At 54.9% G+C, this 19,158-nt stretch carries 19 protein-coding genes; 10 read left to right on the forward strand and 9 right to left on the reverse strand.

The features are described 5' to 3' along the window. Positions 1 to 7: 7 nt before the first annotated feature. From IT971_RS15920 to ada, 3 genes are all read right to left on the reverse strand, one after another. Positions 8 to 541 carry an RNA polymerase sigma factor gene (locus IT971_RS15920; RefSeq protein ID WP_082822641.1) on the reverse strand — a complete coding sequence of 178 codons (534 nt, stop codon included), beginning with the start codon at positions 539 to 541 and terminating at the stop codon, positions 8 to 10. Positions 542 to 668: 127 nt separating this feature from the next. Next, entirely contained in the window at positions 669 to 1,382 is a 714-nt protein-coding gene (locus IT971_RS15925; RefSeq protein ID WP_063094900.1) for a 2OG-Fe(II) oxygenase, read from the reverse strand. Further along, the gene (gene ada, locus IT971_RS15930) at positions 1,379 to 2,467 is read right to left on the reverse strand and encodes a bifunctional DNA-binding transcriptional regulator/O6-methylguanine-DNA methyltransferase Ada (protein WP_063094898.1); all 1,089 of its coding nucleotides are present in this window, start codon (positions 2,465 to 2,467) and stop codon (positions 1,379 to 1,381) included. The genes IT971_RS15925 and ada overlap by 4 nt, the downstream gene beginning before the upstream one ends. A 235-nt stretch (positions 2,468 to 2,702) precedes the next feature. Here ada and IT971_RS15935 point away from each other — a divergent pair, with 235 nt between their 5' ends. Continuing rightward, the gene (locus IT971_RS15935; RefSeq protein ID WP_063094896.1) at positions 2,703 to 3,473 is read left to right on the forward strand and encodes an SDR family oxidoreductase; all 771 of its coding nucleotides are present in this window, start codon (positions 2,703 to 2,705) and stop codon (positions 3,471 to 3,473) included. Between the two features lie 37 nt (positions 3,474 to 3,510). Here the strand turns inward: IT971_RS15935 and IT971_RS15940 are convergent, their stop codons facing one another. Continuing rightward, entirely contained in the window at positions 3,511 to 5,241 is a 1,731-nt protein-coding gene (locus tag IT971_RS15940) for an HD domain-containing phosphohydrolase (RefSeq protein ID WP_306460234.1), read from the reverse strand. Between the two features lie 330 nt (positions 5,242 to 5,571). On the opposite strand from IT971_RS15940, the gene purB reads away from it, so the two are divergent. Together purB and IT971_RS15950 are read left to right on the forward strand one after the other, a co-directional pair. Next, positions 5,572 to 6,882, forward strand: a complete 1,311-nt coding sequence (purB, locus tag IT971_RS15945) for an adenylosuccinate lyase (protein ID WP_063094892.1) — start codon at positions 5,572 to 5,574, stop codon at positions 6,880 to 6,882. Between the two features lie 104 nt (positions 6,883 to 6,986). Next, on the forward strand, positions 6,987 to 8,354 hold the full coding sequence (locus IT971_RS15950; RefSeq protein ID WP_065701882.1) for an IS1182 family transposase: 1,368 nt from the start codon (positions 6,987 to 6,989) through the stop codon (positions 8,352 to 8,354). A 130-nt stretch (positions 8,355 to 8,484) separates the two neighbouring features. On the opposite strand, the gene IT971_RS15955 is transcribed toward IT971_RS15950, so the two are convergent. Then, a complete protein-coding gene (locus IT971_RS15955) occupies positions 8,485 to 9,381 on the reverse strand; it encodes a LysR substrate-binding domain-containing protein (protein WP_037989877.1) in 897 nt (298 codons plus the stop codon). A gap of 97 nt (positions 9,382 to 9,478) precedes the next feature. On the opposite strand from IT971_RS15955, the gene IT971_RS15960 reads away from it, so the two are divergent. Then, positions 9,479 to 10,420 (forward strand): DMT family transporter, encoded by a 942-nt coding sequence (locus IT971_RS15960; RefSeq protein WP_063092662.1) that lies wholly within the window; start codon positions 9,479 to 9,481, stop codon positions 10,418 to 10,420. Positions 10,421 to 10,479: 59 nt separating this feature from the next. Here the strand turns inward: IT971_RS15960 and IT971_RS15965 are convergent, their stop codons facing one another. From IT971_RS15965 to IT971_RS15975, 3 genes are all read right to left on the reverse strand, one after another. Next, positions 10,480 to 11,178, reverse strand: a complete 699-nt coding sequence (locus IT971_RS15965; RefSeq protein WP_037989875.1) for a hypothetical protein — start codon at positions 11,176 to 11,178, stop codon at positions 10,480 to 10,482. Between the two features lie 120 nt (positions 11,179 to 11,298). Beyond that, complete coding sequence (locus tag IT971_RS15970; RefSeq protein ID WP_007092026.1) at positions 11,299 to 11,976, reverse strand: response regulator transcription factor; 678 nt, start codon at positions 11,974 to 11,976, stop codon at positions 11,299 to 11,301. Between the two features lie 158 nt (positions 11,977 to 12,134). Then, positions 12,135 to 12,455: a DUF1476 domain-containing protein gene (locus IT971_RS15975; RefSeq protein ID WP_063092658.1), complete on the reverse strand. Its 321-nt coding sequence runs from the start codon at positions 12,453 to 12,455 to the stop codon at positions 12,135 to 12,137. Positions 12,456 to 12,600: 145 nt separating this feature from the next. Here IT971_RS15975 and IT971_RS15980 point away from each other — a divergent pair, with 145 nt between their 5' ends. From IT971_RS15980 to purL, 5 genes are all read left to right on the forward strand, one after another. Continuing rightward, positions 12,601 to 13,380, forward strand: a complete 780-nt coding sequence (locus IT971_RS15980; protein WP_063092661.1) for an NRDE family protein — start codon at positions 12,601 to 12,603, stop codon at positions 13,378 to 13,380. 217 nt (positions 13,381 to 13,597) lie between these two features. Next, complete coding sequence (gene purC, locus IT971_RS15985) at positions 13,598 to 14,356, forward strand: phosphoribosylaminoimidazolesuccinocarboxamide synthase (protein ID WP_007092029.1); 759 nt, start codon at positions 13,598 to 13,600, stop codon at positions 14,354 to 14,356. Between the two features lie 118 nt (positions 14,357 to 14,474). Then, positions 14,475 to 14,714 carry a phosphoribosylformylglycinamidine synthase subunit PurS gene (gene purS / locus IT971_RS15990; protein WP_063092657.1) on the forward strand — a complete coding sequence of 80 codons (240 nt, stop codon included), beginning with the start codon at positions 14,475 to 14,477 and terminating at the stop codon, positions 14,712 to 14,714. An 81-nt stretch (positions 14,715 to 14,795) separates the two neighbouring features. Next, positions 14,796 to 15,485, forward strand: coding sequence for a phosphoribosylformylglycinamidine synthase subunit PurQ (gene purQ / locus IT971_RS15995; RefSeq protein WP_063092656.1), 690 nt, complete (start codon positions 14,796 to 14,798; stop codon positions 15,483 to 15,485). Beyond that, a complete protein-coding gene (gene purL / locus IT971_RS16000) occupies positions 15,482 to 17,692 on the forward strand; it encodes a phosphoribosylformylglycinamidine synthase subunit PurL (protein ID WP_007092032.1) in 2,211 nt (736 codons plus the stop codon). The genes purQ and purL overlap by 4 nt, the downstream gene beginning before the upstream one ends. 77 nt (positions 17,693 to 17,769) lie before the next feature. Here the strand turns inward: purL and IT971_RS16005 are convergent, their stop codons facing one another. Further along, positions 17,770 to 18,585, reverse strand: coding sequence for a helix-turn-helix domain-containing protein (locus tag IT971_RS16005; RefSeq protein ID WP_063092655.1), 816 nt, complete (start codon positions 18,583 to 18,585; stop codon positions 17,770 to 17,772). A 133-nt stretch (positions 18,586 to 18,718) separates the two neighbouring features. Between IT971_RS16005 and IT971_RS16010 the strand changes: the two genes are divergently transcribed. Next, positions 18,719 to 19,123 (forward strand): hypothetical protein, encoded by a 405-nt coding sequence (locus IT971_RS16010; RefSeq protein ID WP_063092654.1) that lies wholly within the window; start codon positions 18,719 to 18,721, stop codon positions 19,121 to 19,123. Positions 19,124 to 19,158 lie beyond the last annotated feature (35 nt).

Genomic DNA, 19,158 nt, shown 5'->3' on the forward strand with positions numbered 1-19,158 from the left:
CAATGGCCTAGTCATAGTGTTTCATCAGATCACGACACGTTGTCATGGCACGATAAAGATGCTTCTCGATCGCGGCCTTTGACAATCCGGTCGCTGCGGCAATTTCATCATGGGTCTTACCATGCAACTTACGCAAGATGAAGACTTCTCTGGATCGCGTCGGCAAGGATGAAAGTGCCTGCTCAAACGCCTGAAGACGCTGACGATGGTATATAACATTGTCTGCAAGCGGGCGGTCCTCCGCTGTCCATTCCAGCGGATCAAGCCCGGATTTAAGTTCGACAATATGACCGGCATTGCGACGTCTTTGATGATCCCGGATCAGATTAAGAACCACGGTCCGAAGGAATGCAGGTGGATCGCTGATCGGTTCTTGCCTGTCTTTTGCCCCGGCAATCCTTACAAAGGCATCTTGGACAATGTCCTTTGCCTCATCAGGATTTCCCAACTTCCGCATAGCCAAACGCAACAGGGACGCACGTTCCTTTTCAAAGGCGCGGACAAGATTTGCCGTTATGTGATGGGGCGCAAAAAAGTTCATGAAAACAGACAGGAACGTGAATTTGTTCCTGCTGACATACACCAGCAGCACCCAATTGCAAATAGTTATTAATAACTTTTTCTGAACATCACAGCAGCTAGAATAACATCAGCCAGACCGGGATCAGCTATTTGGCGTCATGGAAAATGATGCCAAGCGTATGCCGTGTCCCGGCGCGCAGGCGCGAAACGCCGTGGCGCATATTCACCAGATACGTGCCGCGCGTTCCCGCGACCGGACGATGATGAACCGGGAAAATCACGGCGTCACCTTGCGTTAGCGGTACGACCTCGGCGCGGGACTGCATGCGTGGACGCTGCTCGGTCAGGACAAATTCGCCGCCTCCGAAATCGGTTTCCGGATCGCTTAGAAGGATCGCGACCTGTAATGGAAACACGCAATCACCGTAAACATCCTGATGCAGGCAATTGTAATCCCCCATCCCATAACGCAGCAAAAGCGGCGTCGGTCGGGTTTGGCCTGCGCCATGGCATTCGACAACAAACCGGGCATGATCGCCGGGGAAATGCCGATCCAGCCCCATCGCCCGGTTCCACCGGTTGGCAATTTCGGCCAATGGCGGATAAAGCGATTGCCGCAGATCCGCAATAATATCGGGCAGGGGATAGGCAAAATATTTGTATTCGCCGCGCCCGAAACCGTGCCGGGCCATATGGATGTGACTGCGAAATGCATCCGGGTCGTCATAGTGTGCGATCAATGCCCGGCAGGTGTCTGGATCGATCAGTTTTTCAAGGATTGTGCAGCCATATGCGTCAAGCTCCCGGGAATGTTTTTCCCAATCAAGCGATCCGATCCTGTCACGGGTCATCTCGTTCATTGCCCGGCCTCCCCGCTTTCAAGGTCCAGCAGGGTTTGCTTGCGCTCCACGCCCCAGCGATATCCGGAAAGATCACCATCCTTGCGCACCACCCGGTGGCAGGGAATGGCAACCGCGATGCTGTTAGCCCCGCAGGCCTGTGCGACAGCACGGGTAGCGCGCGGCGATCCGATTTTTGCAGCAATTTCGGCATAGCTTGCCTTTGTCCCGACCGGAATTTCCGAAAGTGCCTGCCAGACGCGTTGCTGAAAGGCAGTACCGCGGATATCGAGCGGCAGGTTATGGCCAAGTTGCGGGGCTTCAACCAGACCGATGACCTGCGCCATCCAGTCTTCGAACGCCGGATCACCACCAATCAGTTCCGCCTTGGGAAAGGCGTCCTCTAACTGACGCACCAGCGCATCGGGGTCATCGCCCAGAAGGATCGTGCAAACCCCCTTGGCACTTGCCGCGCCAAGGATCGCGCCAAGTGTGCATTGCGCCACGGCAAACCGGATTTTTTCGCCCTTGCCTCCCGCGCGATAGCTGCTTGGCGTCATGCCTAGCATCTTGTGAGAGCGTTCATAAAACCGGCTGTTGGAATTGTAACCCGCGTCATAGATCGCCTCGGTCACGGTATTACTGTTGCGCAATTCCTCACGCACGCGCCCGGCCCGATATGCACTGGCATAGGCCTTTGGCGTCACCCCGGTTACCGATTTAAACACCCGGTGGAAGTGAAAGCGGCTCATCCCGGCCTGTGCGGCCAGATCATCAAGGCTTGGCATTTCTTCAGCATTGCGGATGGTTTCGCATGCCTTTGCCACCGCATCGGCATTGCGTTCAGCAATCGATGCGCTGTTCGGAAGGCACCGTTTGCACGGGCGAAAACCCGCCTGCTCGGCATCGTCGCAACTGGCATGGAACGCGACATTTTCCCGGCGCGCCAACCGTGCGCCGCAAGACGGGCGGCAATAAACCCCGGTGGTTGCCACCGAATAATAAAACTTCCCATCGGCTTTGCCATCGCGTTTTGCCACGGCCTGCCATTTGTCTTCGTCACTGATCCAGCGGATCGTTTTGTTCAATCTCGTCTCCGTCAGCATGGGATGACTCCTTTATCAGAATACAGGGATGCCAAATGCATCCGTTTGACCGGCATTCTGATCGTCCATTCCGTTGACCGCACTCCGTTCCTTGCTTTCGAATTCGCACCCCACGAAAACCCGTCACATTTACGAATTCAATGCCAATAACCGGAGTGATCCGTTTCCGTTCGCAATCTAGCGTCATGACATTCGGCCTTGCTGGCCATCCTATCATGACACAGGAGACGGAAATATGTTCACACTGGACGGTAAAACTGCAATCATCACCGGGGCTAGTTCCGGCATCGGTCACGCCGTGGCCGAACTTTTTGCAAAGCAGGGCGCACAACTTGTCCTTAATGCGCGGCGCGCCGATCTGCTTGACGATATGGTCGCCGATATTCGCGATGCCGGTGGCATGGCGGTTTCGGTTCCCGGCAACATCACGGACGAAGCAATTTCAAAACAGCTGGTCGAGGCCACCCTTGATCATTTCGGCAAGCTTGATATCGCGGTCAATAATGCCGGGATGGTCGGGGAATCGGTTTCAATCCCCGATATGGCAACCGAAAACTGGCATGAAATGATCGAAACCAACCTCACATCAGCGTTTTTCGGGGCGAAATATCAATTGCCCGCGATGCTTGCCAATGGTTCGGGATCAATGATTCTGACATCCAGTTTTGTCGGTCATACAGTCGGGATGCCCGGCATGGGGGCCTATGCCGCCAGCAAGGCAGGCATGATCGGATTGATGAAGTCGCTGGCAGCCGAATACGGACCACAGGGCATTCGGGTCAATGCGCTTCTGCCCGGCGGGACCGATACCCCGGCCAGCATCACCAACAAACCTGGTGCCGGGCCGGAGGTCGAACAGTTCGTCAACAGCCTGCATGCATTAAAACGTATGGCACAACCGTCCGAAATGGCGCAGGCCGCCCTGTTTCTGGCATCCGACGCGGCAAGCTTTGTGACCGGGGTGCCATTCCTTGCCGATGGCGGGGTTTCGATCAACCGAACCTGATCCAAGGCGGGCCGGGTGCAATGCGTCCGGCCCGTTTTTACCTGCGCAAGAACTGCGTAATATCGACTGCGTCACATTGATCGGGTTGCAAATATTTGCGGCCATATTCGATATAAACGCCAGATGACAACAGCAGATCGAACAGGTCGCCATCAATCTGTCCTTTGTCTCGCATGTCGGCCAGGATCGCGATGCATTCCGATAACATTTTGGGCCGTTTATAGGGACGATCAACCGCAGTAAGTGCCTCGAAGATGTCGGCAATCACCATCACCTTTTCGAGAATGCCCATATCTTCGCCAAGCAATCCGTTGGGATAGCCCGAACCATCCATTTTTTCGTGATGGTTGCCCGCAATTGCCGGAATGCGTTGCAATTCCTTGGGATAGGGCAATTGTGCGAGCATTTCCTGTGTCACCACAACATGATCATTGATGATCTTGCGCTCTTCGGATGTCAGGGTGCCGCGCGGAACCGAAAGGTTATAAAGTTCGCCGCGGTTAATGCCCAGATAGGCCTGATCGCGGCGGTCATCCAGAAGCTTTTCAACGCCGGGCTGGCTGAATTTGGCACGGTCATCTTCGGTCAGGCGTTGATTTTCGGCCCATGAAAGCCCGATGGTACGGTCAAAATGTCGCACCCATTCCTGCGCCCCGATTTCATGCAGGGCAAAGACCGCGTCGGTATCGAGTTCCTCGTCACCAATATTGCTGTGCGCAACCATTGAAAACTGGCTTTCAAGTTCGGCAACCCGGGCGTTGAAATCGGCATCGCAACGTTGGGCATCCTCGCCCGCGAGCTTGCGTTTGAGCATCTCGATTTCGGCATCGCGGCGAAGCACTTCGAACCGGGTGCGGATTTCGTGAATACGGTTATGGATGGTTTCAAGTTTGGTGGCCTTTTCCACCACATGATCGGGTGTGGTGATCTTGCCGCAATCATGGAGCCACGCCGCCAGATCAAGCTCGTACCATTCCATATCCGTCAGATAGAAATTGGAAAATGTTCCCCGTTTTTCATCGACGGCGGCCTTGGCCAACATGCGGGCAATGATGGGTACTTTTTCACAATGATGGGCTGTATGGGGGGATTTGGCATCAATTGCCTGCCCCAGAACACGCACGAAACTCTCCATCAGGTCGCGCTGCGCCATCAAAAGGCGGCTATTTTCAAGTGCCACCGCCGCCTGACTTGCCAGCGCATTGATGATTGGTTCGATTGCCGGATCAAAGGCAATAATATCGCCCGCGTTGTTGCGCGCATTGATCAACTGCAACACGCCGATCACATTGCCGCGCGTATTTTTAAGCGGTACCGTCAGGAATGATTTCGACCGATAACCGGTTTTGGCATCAAAGGCGCGCGTGCCGGAAAAATCGAACCCGTCGGCGAAATAGGCATCCTCGATATTGATCGATTCACCACTTAACGCGACATAGGTGGCGATGTTTTTGTGATTGGGGTTGCCCGCTGCATCATAAAGCGGCAGGGGTGGAAAAGGTTTCTCGTTTTCGCGGCCAGATACGAAGAACGTATCAAGCGTATCGTTCATCAGAATACGAAATTGAAGTTCCGTCTCGTCCTTGTTGACCAGATACAGCGACCCGCCATCGGCATTGGTAAACTGTCGGGCTGCCATCAGGATTTTCTGATGAAGCTCTTCGCGGCCCTGTTCAGCCGACAGGGCAATGCCAAGATCGACCAACTGCGCAAGGTAATGCGCATCGGCGTCTACGCTCTCGGTTATGCCGTTCGGACGATTTTTCAAATCATCCCCGATACGCATCACAAGTACGAGTCATAGGTACGGGCCATTATCTGTGTCCACTCTCTATCAGAACGGTTTGCCGTCCTTGTTCTGAAATGTTCGTTCTGCAAACTATATCCATCGGGAGATTGAGATAATCTTAGCAGATGGCAAGTTCCATACGGATAAAAACGCGATAACAAACCTGTCATGACCCGATGCAGGGTTGCCAATCGCGGCAATTTGGACTATCCGACGCGTTGAAAGCGTGCCGGAACCAGCATCGCACTTCGCTGATCACGCAATCTGGTCATGACCCGGCACCCAACCATCCTGCCCGGAGGCGACTGCATGATCCCCCGTTATTCCCGTCCGCAGATGACATCAATCTGGGAACCGGCGAACAAATTCCGTATCTGGTTTGAAATCGAAGCACACGCTGCCGACAAACTGGCCGAGCTGGGCGTCATTCCGGCTGCCTCTGCCAAACTGGTCTGGGAAAAAGGCAACAAACCCTATACCCAGGACCGTATTGATCGCATTGATGCTGTCGAAGCCGAAGTCAAACACGACGTGATCGCCTTCCTGACCGAACTGGCAGAACAGGTCGGCGAAGAAGCCCGCTTCGTTCATCAGGGCATGACCAGCTCCGACGTTCTCGATACCTGCTTTAACGTGCAGCTCGTTCAGGCAACCGACATCCTGCTTGAAGATATGGACAAGCTTCTGGCCGCCCTTAAAAAGCGCGCCTATGAAACCAAGGACGTCGCCTGCATGGGCCGTTCGCACGGCATCCACGCGGAGCCCGTGACCTTTGGCCTGAAACTGGCAACCTTCTATGCCGAATTCAAACGTAACCGCGACCGTCTGGTCGTCGCGCGTGAAGAAATCGCGACCTGTGCGATTTCCGGTGCGGTCGGCACATTTGCCAATATCGACCCGCAGGTCGAAGAACATGTTGCAGCCAAGCTTGGCCTGAAACCCGAACCGGTTTCAACCCAGGTGATCCCGCGCGACCGTCATGCAGCTTATTTCGCAGCCCTTGGCGTTATCGCATCCTCGGTCGAGCATCTCGCCACCGAAATCCGCCACCTGCAGCGCACCGAAGTTCGTGAAGTTGAAGAATTCTTCTCAAAGGGGCAGAAGGGTTCGTCGGCAATGCCGCACAAACGCAACCCGGTTCTGACCGAAAACCTGACCGGCCTTGCACGTCTTGTCCGTTCGATGGCGATCCCGGCCATGGAAAACGTCGCCCTGTGGCATGAACGCGATATTTCGCATTCATCGGTCGAACGCAATATCGGCCCGGATGCGACCGTAACCCTCGACTTTGCTTTGATGCGCCTGACCAATGTGGTTGAAAACCTTGTCGTTTATCCGGAACGAATGGACGAAATCCTCAATCAGATGGGCGGTCTGGTCTTCTCGCAGCGCGTGCTCCTCATCCTGACCCAGCATGGCGTCTCGCGCGAGGATTCGTACCGTATCGTTCAGCGTAACGCGATGAAGGTCTGGAACCGCGAAGGCGATCTGTTGTCGCTTCTGAAGACCGACGCAGACGTTACCGCGAAAATCCCGATGGAAACGCTCGAAAGCCTGTTTGACCTTGGTTACCACACCAAGCATGTCGACACGATTTTCGCCCGCGTGTTTGCCGACTGACTTTAGCACCGCACACTAAAATCAAAGCCCCGGTCAATTTGCCGGGGCTTTCAGACTGCTGACAAAGTCCTCGCCATTGGCGGGGATTTTTGATTCAATGGGGAATGCTTAAGAAACCCAGCCCACATCAAACCGAACTTGAGATGGTGACACTCGACAGTTTGGTCCCCAGCGATCATTTGCTTCGTAAGATCGATGCCGTGATCGATTTCAGTTTTATCCATGCGCGCGTGGCCGATTTGTACTGCGCGAACAATGGCCGTCCCGCCCTTGATCCGGTGATGATGTTTAAGGCGCTGTTCATTGGCTATCTGTTTGGCGTGCGCTCGGAGCGCCAGCTTGTGCGGGAGATTGAGGTCAATGTCGCCTATCGCTGGTTTTTGCAACTCAAGCTGACCGACAAGGTCTTTGATGCCTCGACCCTGTCGCAGAACCGGCGGCGTCGATATCATGATGCCAGTGTTGCGCAGGATATTTTTGACGAGATCGTCGAGCAGGCGATCAGGCACGGGCTGGTGGATGGTAAGGTTCTCTATACCGACAGCACGCATTTGAAGGCCGATGCCAACAAGAACAAATGGGACCGCGAAGTGGTTGCCAAATCGCGCGCGGCCTATTGGGATGATCTGGATCTGGCGATTGAGGAAGACCGGACGGCTCATGCGAAAAAGCCGCTCAAAGCCAAAGAACGCCAGCCGGTTGAGAAAGAAACCAAGATCAGCCGAACCGATCCCGACAGCGGATATATGGTGCGCGACGGTAAGCCCAAGGGCTTTTTCTATCTCGATCACCGCACGGTCGATGGCAAGCTTGGGATCATTACCGACAGTTACGCCACCCCGGCCAATCTGCATGACAGCATTCCCTATCTCGACCGTCTTGACCGACAAAGGCAGCGTTTTGACCTTGATGTTATCGCCGTCGGACTGGATGCGGGCTATGCGACCGCCGCGATTGCCAAAGGCCTTGAAGATCGTGACATCCTTGGCGTGACGGGCTATCGCCGCCCGAACCTTCGGGAAGGCTACATCCCCAAACGCAAATACGTTTATGACCCTGAACGTGATGCTTATCGCTGCCCCGAAGGTCAGCTTCTGTCTTATGCGACAACCGACCGAAATGGATACCGCCATTATCACAGCGACCCGGAAAAATGCCGCACCTGTCCTGTGCTGGCTTCCTGTACCGCCAATGCCCACCAGCGAAAAACTGTCACGCGCCATGTCTGGCAAGACGCCAGAGACCGGGCTGACGCCTATCGTCTGACAGAGTGGGGCAAGCGGGTTTACAAGCGCCGAAAAGAGACGGTCGAACGCTCTTTTGCAGATGCCAAACAGCTTCACGGTCATCGATATGCAAGGTTCCGGGGACTGATCAATGTCAAATGCCAATGTCTGCTGGCCGCCGCCGCCCAAAACATCAAGAAAATAGCCCTGGCTTTGGGCCCCAAGGGGCCAATCGCCGAGGCATAATCCCCTCGGCACACTCAAGCCAGCTTTCAAACACCTCTAAAAGAAAAACCCCGCCAAAATATGACGGGGTTTGTCAGCGGTCTGAAAGCCCCGGTCAATTTGCCGGGGCTTTTTTCGTTTACGGGTTTTGCTACAATGTCAGTTCCCGTGCCTCGCCCAGCAGCCAGTCACGAAACAGCTTCACCTGACCGCGCAGTTCCCGGTTTTTTGGATGCACCAGATAGTATCCCGAAGGAACGACCAGAACCTGTTCGGGGAACAGATGGACCAGCTTGCCTTCCATCACGTCTTCTTCGGCCAGCAATGGATTGGCCATTACCACACCCTGTCCGTGAATCGCGGCCTCGATTGCCATGGATGTCTGATCGATTTCAATGCGCTTGATTGCGGCAATCTCGCTTGGGTTCATCCTGGCAAACTGGCCAAGCCATTCTTCCCACCAGTCATGCAGAATGTCGTTTAACAAAGTCGCACGCGCCAGATCGGCTGGATGCTCAAACCCCATGCGGTCGCGATAGGCCGGCGAACAGAATGCCGCCGCCTGACCGCGATAGATCAGGACGGATTCAAGTTTGTCGTCATTGCCGTCAAAATACCGCACGGCAATATCGACCGGATCGCGATCAAAATCCGTAAATTGCACCGACGACCCGACATGAAGTGACGTTGACGGATAATCGATCAGGAACCGCGCCATCCGTTTGGAAAACCATTTCGCGGCAAAACTTGGCGGCATGACCACACGCACCGTATGTTCGCGCTGCCCGCGCAAATGCTGACTGGCATCGATGATCTGCAGCAAGGCGGGTGATATGCGCGCGGCATAATCAAGCCCGTCGGCTGTCGGTTTCACCTGCCGGACCGAGCGAACAAACAGTTCCACCCCTAGCCAGTCTTCAAGCTTTCTGATCTGCTGCCCGACGGCACCCGGCGTCACATTCAGCTCTTCCGCTGCACGAGAAAAACTATTCAATCGAATAGATGCCTCGAACGCACGCAAGGAATTGAGCGGCGGATATGAACTCATGATGCAAATTTTCTATTCCATAATCCAGATAACATGATTTGTACGCCGTTTGGACCGGACCTACAATCGCGACATGACCCCCACGAAAGTTCCGGCCATGAAGAACAACGCATACCTCGTCTTTGGCTTTCTTGCCCTGTGCTGGGGCATGACCTTTCTGTTCAACAAAACGGCAAGCAGCCTGATATCGCCAATGCAGGTCGTGACCGTGCGGGTCATCATGGGCTTTCTGCCGGTTCTGGCATTTGCGATGGTGTGCAAGGTACTGCATTGGCAACATCTGCGCCATATGCATCATTTCATCGTCATGTCACTTCTCGCGGCCACCGTCTATTACCTTGCCTTTGCCAAGGGCATCTCGCTTCTGCCATCCAGCGTTGCCGGGATGCTAAGCGGTGTGATCCCGATGTTTTCCTTTATCGCGGCGGCGATTTTCCTGCGCAGCGAACCGGTCAATATCCGATCCATCATCGGATTGCTGTTTGGCTTTGCTGGAGTTCTGATCATCGCAAAACCATGGGAATCCGGCGCGTTCGGTATTGATCTGATGGGGGGTGTTTATGTCGCCATCGGGTCGGGCTGTGTCGGGCTTTCATTTGTTTATGTTCGCAAATTCCTAAGCCCGCTTGGCATTTCGCCAATTGCACTTTGCACTTATCAGCTTGGTATTTCGGCGGTAACGCTTCTGCTGATTTGCGATTTTTCCGGTATGGATGCGATCTTTACCAACTGGAAAATCGCCACCGGCCTTTTCATCGGCCTTGGCATGTTTGGAACCGGCATTGCCTATATGTGTTATTACTTCCTGATCGGTAAACTGGGCGCTGTCAAAACCGCCGGGGTCACCTATATCCCGCCGGTCATCGGCCTTCTGACCGGCAGTCTGATTTTGGACGAACCGGTTTCCGCAACCGATATCGTTGCGACCGCAATGATCCTGTCGGGTGTCTTCATAATCCAGTCGGGCAGAACGCCGCCGTCATCTGCAAACACGACATCACCGAATGTCCGCGCACACAACCTGCCCGAACGTGCCTGAGACTCTTCGTCTCGTGGACGGCACCCCCGCGTTGATCACGGGGGTGCCCTTTTGAGTGGCTATTTTTCCGATGCAGCTTTGACAAAGGCCGTGATCAGCGGATGATTTTCACCGCGCAGGGCGGATCGTTCCGGCTGAAATGCCGTGCCGATAAAGAAACGATGATTGCGCAACTCCACCGCACGTGGATCACCATCTGCATCCCAGGCACTGATCTGCAATGCCTGCCCTGCCAGCAGCCCCGCATAATCACGATTAAACCCATAACTGCACCGATAGGTTTCAATCAGATGATCCGATCCGCAATAATCACGGATCAGGCTACCCACGGCCAGATCAATTCCGCCATCCTGATCAATCAATGCACAGGTTAGCGGCGCGATCAGCGGCAATTCCGCATCCGGATCAATTTCGGCATTCGCGGCATTGGAAAGCCCCAGAACATTACGCGCATATTCCAGAACCGCATGCTGATAGCCACCGCACGTGCCCAGAAAGGCAATATCGTTTTCACGCGCAAAGCGGATGGCGGCAAGGGCACCTTCAAGACTTTCATACGGACTGGCCGGAACACACCACATCCCGTCATAGCCAGACAGTATCTGCCCCGCACCACCATCAAAACACGGCGTTGCGATCCAGTCATATTCAACGGGAATACCGATTTCGGCAGCCGCGATTCCAATGGCCTTGGGGATAGCCTGATGGGCAGTAACGGCGGGATTATAATCCCCGACAAGGGCGATACGGATGGTCATTTTAGTTCCTCGTTTCAGGTGACATTACGAGGGGAGTAGCCCAAACCGCCAAAGAAAAACGGCCCGCGAAATCACGAGCCGGGTTTCGAGCGTCAGATAGCGCTGCCTTTGACAAGCTTACTACAAGTTTCCAGCGCGCGCCATATCTTCAAGTGCGATTTTTACCGCCTGTGCACGGTTGGACACATGCAGTTTGCGGTAAATGTTTTTCAGGTGATATTTCACCGTAATTTCGCGCAGATCAAGATGCCGCGCGATATCCTTGTTCGGCCGCCCTTCGGCCAAAAGCGCAAGAACTTCACGCTCCCGCGGTGTCAACCGGCTGAAATCGCCTTCGTTGCCAAATCCGCCAGCCATGCGCGGTTCGCCGTCGCTACCGCCGCCAAATCCGTCCCCCATGTCATTAAGGATAGAGGATGGCAGATATTTTTCGCCCGCCAGAACCAACTGGATCGCATTGGCAAGTGCCTGCCCGCGCAGTGTTTTGGGGATAAAGCCGTGTGCGCCATTTTCGATGGCATGACGTACATCTTCGCTGCGATAGGCACCGGAAAGCAAAACGACCGAGGTTGTTTTGGATGCCTTTTCAAGTGTGCGTTTAAGTCCCTCAAGCCCGTTCATGCCGGGCATGCGCAAATCCAGAAGCACCAGATCGAAATCATTCTGAGCTTCAATATGCTCCAGTGCCGGGTCAAGCGCCCCGGCTTCGACCACTTCACAACCTTCGAAATATTGCTGGAATAGCAGTGATAATGCTTCACGAACCAGATCGTGATCGTCTGCCAACAGGATACGCAAAGCCTTTACCCTTCTTTACCTGACCCACAACCATGCCCGAACATTAACAAGCAAAAAAACGCGTGGCTGCAACCAGAAATCTTTCTTGATCCGGGAACAGAATACGAAACCGGCTAATGGTTTGCAAATCCGAACTTTTTCTTATTTCGGGGAAACAACTATTCCTCGAGCACTTCGGCACGTGCGATTGGGCGTAACGCTTCGAGTTTACGGTTAAGTTCGCTGACCGTCATATCGATATTGTGCCGTCCGAAATCGGCCAGAATCACCGAAATCACCCCGTTTTCCTGAGGATTTGTAACAACATCGCCGATGACTTTTGCAGCATAGGCCTGACTTTCGGCCTCGGTCATACCCATTTTATCGCCGGCCCAAACGGCAAGCATTTTATAAAGGTGGGCCTCGATGCGGAAATTCTGTTCAAGATCAAAGCTGTATTTTGCCTCAAAACCGCGTTCGCGTTCGGTCAAATTCGTCATGTGCGCACTCCTCCATCTGATTTGTTTTTTGGCGGGACGTTTCCCCGTTGTCCTTTATTTATGGACTGTACCACGTCATGCCACCGTGGTGCTGTGATACTTTTGAATTTGACAAATGCCGGTCCATGTCGCTTTGATCTGGGTCATGTGTACATTTATCATTCTGCGCCGCCCCGACCATGAATGGCCGGTGATTATCGGCGCCAATCGCGACGAAATGAACAACCGCCCATGGAAGGCCCCTGCCCGCCATTGGGAGGATCGCCCCGATGTTATCGCCGGACTGGATGAAACCGGCGGCGGAACATGGCTTGGCATCAACGAAGATGGCGTGGTGGCAGCGGTCCTGAACCGGTTTGGCACACTTGGCCCCGCCGACGACAAGCGGTCCCGCGGGGAATTGCCGCTTGAAGCACTTGATCATGCCGATGCCATTGATGCCGCCCAGGCACTTGCCGAACTTGATGGCACAGCCTATCGACCGTTCAATATGGTGATTGCCGATAACCGCGATGCTTACTGGCTGGCCAATCGGGGGGATGGCAAAATTGAAATCACCGATATTCCCGAAGGATTGTCGATGATCACCGCCCATGACCTGAATGACAAGACCAACAGCGAACGCACCAAACGCAACCTTCCGCGTTTTTTAACGGCACCGCCCCCCAATCCCGAAGCCGATGACTGGTTTGCCTGGCAGGCGCTTCTGGCCGATACCGGCTTGATGGAACCCGATCCAGAACATCATGACATCCGTGCTGATGCCATGCTGGTGCGCAGCAATATCGGGTTCGAGACGATCTGTTCTTCCCTGATCGGCCTTCCGGCCATTCCGACTCAGAAAAACGAACTGCCGCGCCGACCGGTCTGGCTGTTCGCCAATGGCCAACCAGACAGGGTTCCGTTTCACCCGGTTGAGATTTAGGCACCCCACTAATTTCGCCTCGCAACGCCCGGATTTGGCGGGCCATTTGCGCTGCAACAACCTGTCAGACGGACAGTTGCAAAATCCTATTATCAAGTCTGCGTAAATAGACCTACACGGCAATTGAGTTTCTGCGTCAGCACTGCTATACGGGGGGCGCGATTTTCAGGGTGCTCGGGGACACTCCCCGCGAGCAAAGATGTGAAAGATCCCGCCAATGTCCAGAAAGCAGCCCATCTACGAGGGTAAAGCCAAGGTTTTGTACGAAGGTACCGAGCCCGGAACCATCATCCAGTATTTCAAGGACGATGCCACGGCGTTCAACGCACAGAAGCGCGGCACCATTGCCGGCAAAGGCGTCCTGAACAACATGATTACCGAATTCGTCATGACCCGTCTGGCGGAAATCGGTATCCCGACGCATTTCATTCGCCGCATCAACATGCGCGAACAGCTTTGCAAGAAATGCGAAATCGTTCCGATCGAAGTCGTGGTGCGCAATATTGTCGCCGGTTCGATGGCAAAACGTCTTGGCCTTGAAGAAGGCGAACGTCTGCCGCGCCCGATTGTCGAATTTTATTACAAAGACGACGCCCTTGGCGATCCGCTGGTTTCTGACGAGCATATCCTTGCCCTTGGCTGGGCAAGTGCCGAAGAGCTCGAAGAAATCGTTGGCATGACCCTTCGCGTCAATGATTACCTGTGCGGTCTTATGCGCGGCATCGGCATCAAACTGGTCGATTTCAAACTTGAATTTGGCCGGGTGTGGGAAGGCGACTTCATGCATCTGGTTCTCGCCGATGAATTCAGCCCGGACAACTGCCGCCTTTGGGACGCCGTCACCAACGAAAAGATGGACAAGGACCGGTTCCGCCGCGATCTTGGCGGGGTCGAAGAAGCCTATCAGGAAGTGGCGCGCCGTCTCGGCGTCCTGCCTGAGTCCGCAGATATAGAATCGCTGAACAAAGACAAATAATCCAAAGGCCGCGCTTGCGCGGCCTTTTCTTATCGACGCCGGAACCTTCGGAACCGGTACATTATTGTTTGCAAACAAGTATCGCCGTATGGCGAGTGCGCACTCAAAGGAGCTTCTCGTGAAAGCACGTGTCCACGTCACCCTGAAGAACGGTGTTCTTGACCCGCAGGGTAAAGCCGTTCACCACGCCCTTCAGGGTCTTGGTTTTGCCGGTGTCAATGATGTCCGTCAGGGCAAGTTCATCGAACTCGAACTGGATGGCAGCGACGTCGAAAAGGCACGCGCCGAGGTCAGGGAAATGTGCGAGAAGCTTCTCGCCAATACCGTGATCGAAGATTACAGCATCGAGCTGGCCTAACTGCCCGGGCGGGGCTTTGCCGTTGCAGGGCCTTTGTCTGTCGCGATCAAGTAACGGATATTAATCGAGAGACGGTATTTCATGAAATCCGCTGTCATCCTCTTCCCCGGCATTAACCGGGAGAATGACGCCATTGCAGCACTCGAACAGGCCACCGGCACCAAGCCAACCGTGGTTTGGCATGGCGAAACCGAACTGCCAAAGACCGACATCATCATGGTCCCGGGCGGTTTTTCCTATGGCGACTATCTGCGTTGTGGCGCCATGGCGGCCAAATCCCCGATCATGCGTGCGGTTGCCGAACGCGCCAAAGCCGGTGTGACCATCCTTGGCGTTTGTAACGGTTTCCAGATTCTGACAGAAGCAGGCCTGTTGCCCGGTGCGCTGATGCGCAATGCCAGCCTGAAATTCATCTGCAAGAACACGCATCTGAAGATCGAAAATACCAATACGCGCTTCACCAACCATTACAAAACCGGCGACGTTGTCGATTATCCGGTAGCCCATCATGACGGCAACTTCTTTGCCGATAGCGAAACGCTTGACCGCCTTGAAGGCGAAGGTCGCGTTGTTCTGCGCTATTGCGATGCCAATGGTGTTGTTGATCCGGCAACCAACCTGAACGGGTCGCAGCGCAATATTGCCGGCATCATCAACGAGGCGGGCAATGTCCTTGGCATGATGCCGCACCCGGAAAATGCGATTGATCCGCTCCATGGTGGCACCGATGGCCGCAATCTGTTCAAAAGCTTGGTGGAGGCAGCATCGTGAGTGCTAACGATTTCAACACCCCGATCACGCCGGAACTGGTCAAGGAACACGGGCTGAACGAGGAAGAGTACAAACTCGTCCTCGAAATCATGGGCCGCGAGCCCAATATCAACGAGCTTGGCATTTTTTCGGTAATGTGGTCGGAGCATTGCTCCTACAAATCATCGAAAAAATGGCTCAAAACCCTTCCGACCAAGGCAGACTGGGTCATTCAGGGGCCGGGCGAAAATGCCGGTGTTATTGACATTGGTGATGGTCAGGCCGCCGTTTTCAAGATGGAAAGCCATAACCACCCGTCCTTTATCGAACCCTATCAGGGTGCGGCAACCGGCGTTGGCGGCATCATGCGTGACGTATTCACCATGGGTGCCCGTCCGGTTGCAAATCTTAATGCGCTTCGCTTTGGCGAGCCGGATCACCCGAAAACCCGCCACCTGCTAAGCGGTGTGGTCGAAGGCATCGGCGGTTACGGCAATTGCATGGGTGTCCCGACCATCGGTGGGGAAACCAATTTCCATGCTTCCTATAACGGCAATATCCTGGTCAATGCGATGACCGTGGGTCTGGCCGATGCAGACAACATCTTCTATTCGGCAGCAGCCGGTATCGGAAACCCGGTTGTCTATGTCGGTTCGAAAACCGGCCGTGACGGTATCCATGGCGCGACCATGGCCTCGGCCGAGTTCGATGACGACAGCGATGAAAAGCGTCCTACCGTTCAGGTCGGCGATCCGTTCACCGAAAAGCTTCTGCTGGAAGCCTGCCTTGAACTGATGGCGACCGACATGATCGTCGCCATTCAGGATATGGGGGCGGCCGGTCTGACATCCTCCTCGTTCGAAATGGCGTCCAAGGGCGGCGTTGGTGTCGAACTGTGGCTCGATAAAGTCCCGATGCGCGAAGAAGGCATGACGCCCTACGAACTGATGCTTTCAGAATCGCAGGAACGCATGCTGATGGTCCTGAAACCCGGTTGCGAAGACGCCGCCAAGGCGATCTTTGACAAATGGGAACTCGACTTTGCCGTCATCGGTATCCTGACCGATACCAAACGCATGGTTCTGAAATGGCATGGCGAGGTTGCCGGTGATCTTCCGATCGATCCGCTGGCCGAAGCATCGCCGGAATATGACCGTCCGTGGGAACCGACCCCGAAGCAGGATCGTATCGATCCGGCCAGCATTTCGGGCAAGGTCAGCCATGTCGATGCGCTGAAAACCCTGATGGCGTCGCCGGATCTGGCATCGCGTCGCTGGATCTGGGAACAGTATGACCATCTGGTCATGGGCAACACGATTGTCCGTCCGGGGGGTGATGCCGGTGTCGTGCGCGTTTCAGGCACGAACAAGGGCATTGCAGCCACCACCGACTGCACCCCGCGCTATGTCATGGCCGATCCGGTCGAAGGCGGTAAACAGGCCGTTGCCGAAGCCTATCGCAATCTGGTTGCAACCGGTGCCAAACCGCTTGCGATCACGGACAATATGAATTTCGGCAACCCGGAACGCCCGCGCATCATGGGTCAGTTTGTTGGCGCATGTCAGGGAATTGCCGAGGCCTGCATCGCACTCGACTTCCCGGTCGTTTCGGGCAACGTGTCGCTGTATAACGAAACCAATGGCGTCGGTATCATGCCGACCCCGGCAATTGGCGGCGTCGGGGTGATTTCCGATCTGGGCCATCATGCCACCATCGCCATCAAACGCGATGACAGTGCATTGATCATGATCGGTGCCGCGACCGGTGAACTTGGCCAGTCACTGTATCTTAAAACCATTGAGGGCCGCGAAGAAGGCGCCCCGCCGCCGGTCGACCTGAATGCGGAAAAACGTGCCGGTACGCTGGTGCGCGAACTGATCGAGCTTGGTCTGGTACGTACCTGCCATGATATCGCCGATGGCGGTCTTCTGGTCGCGGTTGCCGAAATGTGCCTTGCCGGCAATATTGGTGCTGACCTGCACCTGCCCGAAGCCGGCAGCGAAGTCGCATGGCTGTTTGGCGAGGATCAGGGCCGTTACGTGATCGCTACCCGCGATCCGGACAAGGTCCTGAATGCCGCTAGCAGCGCCAATGTCGCCGCCGTCATCATCGGTCAGGCCGGTGGCGACGCGGTCACCATCGATGGTGGTGCCAAGGTATCCCTTGCCGAGCTGCGCGAACTGAACGAAGGCTGGATGCCGAACTTCATGGCAGAAGCCGTCCAGTAAGCCGTCTACACTACAAGCACAAAACCCCGTCAGAGAAATCTGGCGGGGTTTTGTGCTTTGGCCCGGTTCGGTTCAAATTAACGCAAATCGGCCGCCAGCCCCCGCAAAGTGGCCGCCGTTTGGGTGTCGGCTGGCAACAGGGTTTCGATGGCAAGTTCGGACAATGTGACTTCGACCGGAGTGCCAAAGACCGTGGTTGTGCTGACAAAACGCAATTCACCGGCGTCACTTTGCAAAACCAGCGGCACGACAAGGCCGGACAGATCCCCTGCCCCGTCAGCGGCACCGGGTTCGCCTGCATTTGCGGGCGCACGGTAACGGCTGACCTCGTCATAAAGGCCGCGCAGTTTCACATCGGCCGTCACTGCAATCTGGCGACGCAATCGATCCAGCAAATGGTTGCGCCATTCGACGTAATTCACGACCCGAGGTGCAAGCCCGTTTGGATGGAGGCTCAGCCGCAGGATATTGACCGGCAGCCTAAGAAATTCCGGGTCAACCCCGCCAATCAACAGGGGCACAATCCGGTTCGCCGCCACCATGTTCCAGTGCCGGTCCATTGCCAGCGCCGGATAGGGTTCATGTGCGGTAAGGATTCGATCCACCGCCGCCCGGATTGCAGCCGACTGTTCGGTGCCAAGATCATGTTCGGCATAGATGGGTGCAAATCCCCCGGCAATCAGCATTGCATTGCGTTCGCGCAGCGGCACATCAAGACATTCGGACAGATGCAAAACCATGTCGCGGCTGGGCCGGGCGCGACCGGTTTCAAGAAAGCTCAGATGCCGGGTCGATATGGCGGCCTCGCTTGCAAGGTCAAGCTGGCTCATACGACGCTGCTTGCGCCAGACCTTAAGCACATTGCCAAACAGATCGGGTTTTATCGCGCTCATCAGATCACCGTCATTATTGATGACGTAATCCTAACACCGATCAATTCGAACCAACATTACCTGTCAGGTAATCGTATTCTTTCCCACTTTTCGGCAAGGTTCGCGAACAACAATCAACCGAAAGGTCAAAAAGATGTCTATTGATGTGCCAAACAAAATGCTGAAAACCGTCCTGATGCTTGACGCGGTAGCCTGCCTTCTCTTCGGCCTGCTGCTGTGTATCGGCAATGCTTTCCTTGCGGGCCTGCTGGGCCTGCCTGCCAATTTGCTGTTTTATGCCGAGATCATCCTGTTTCCCTGTGCCATTTTGATGTTTGCCACCGGATGGCAAGCCCGTCCAAATGGCTTTTTTGTCCGGTTGATCGTTATGGGCAATCTGGGCTGGGTCCTTGCCAGTCTTGCGGTGCTGATTGCCCCTGTTGGCGTTCCTACAGCCATCGGATATGGCTTTGTCATCGTACAGGCACTGGGCGTTATGGGCATCGCGGCACTGGAATATCGCTTTGCAGCATCGCATTCCTTGTCGGCAGCATCCTGACGCCCCATGTCTTCTTTACGGTACAGAAGCATCAT

This window comes from Thalassospira sp. B30-1, assembly GCF_015767575.1.
GTDB classification, from domain to species: domain Bacteria; phylum Pseudomonadota; class Alphaproteobacteria; order Rhodospirillales; family Thalassospiraceae; genus Thalassospira; species Thalassospira xiamenensis.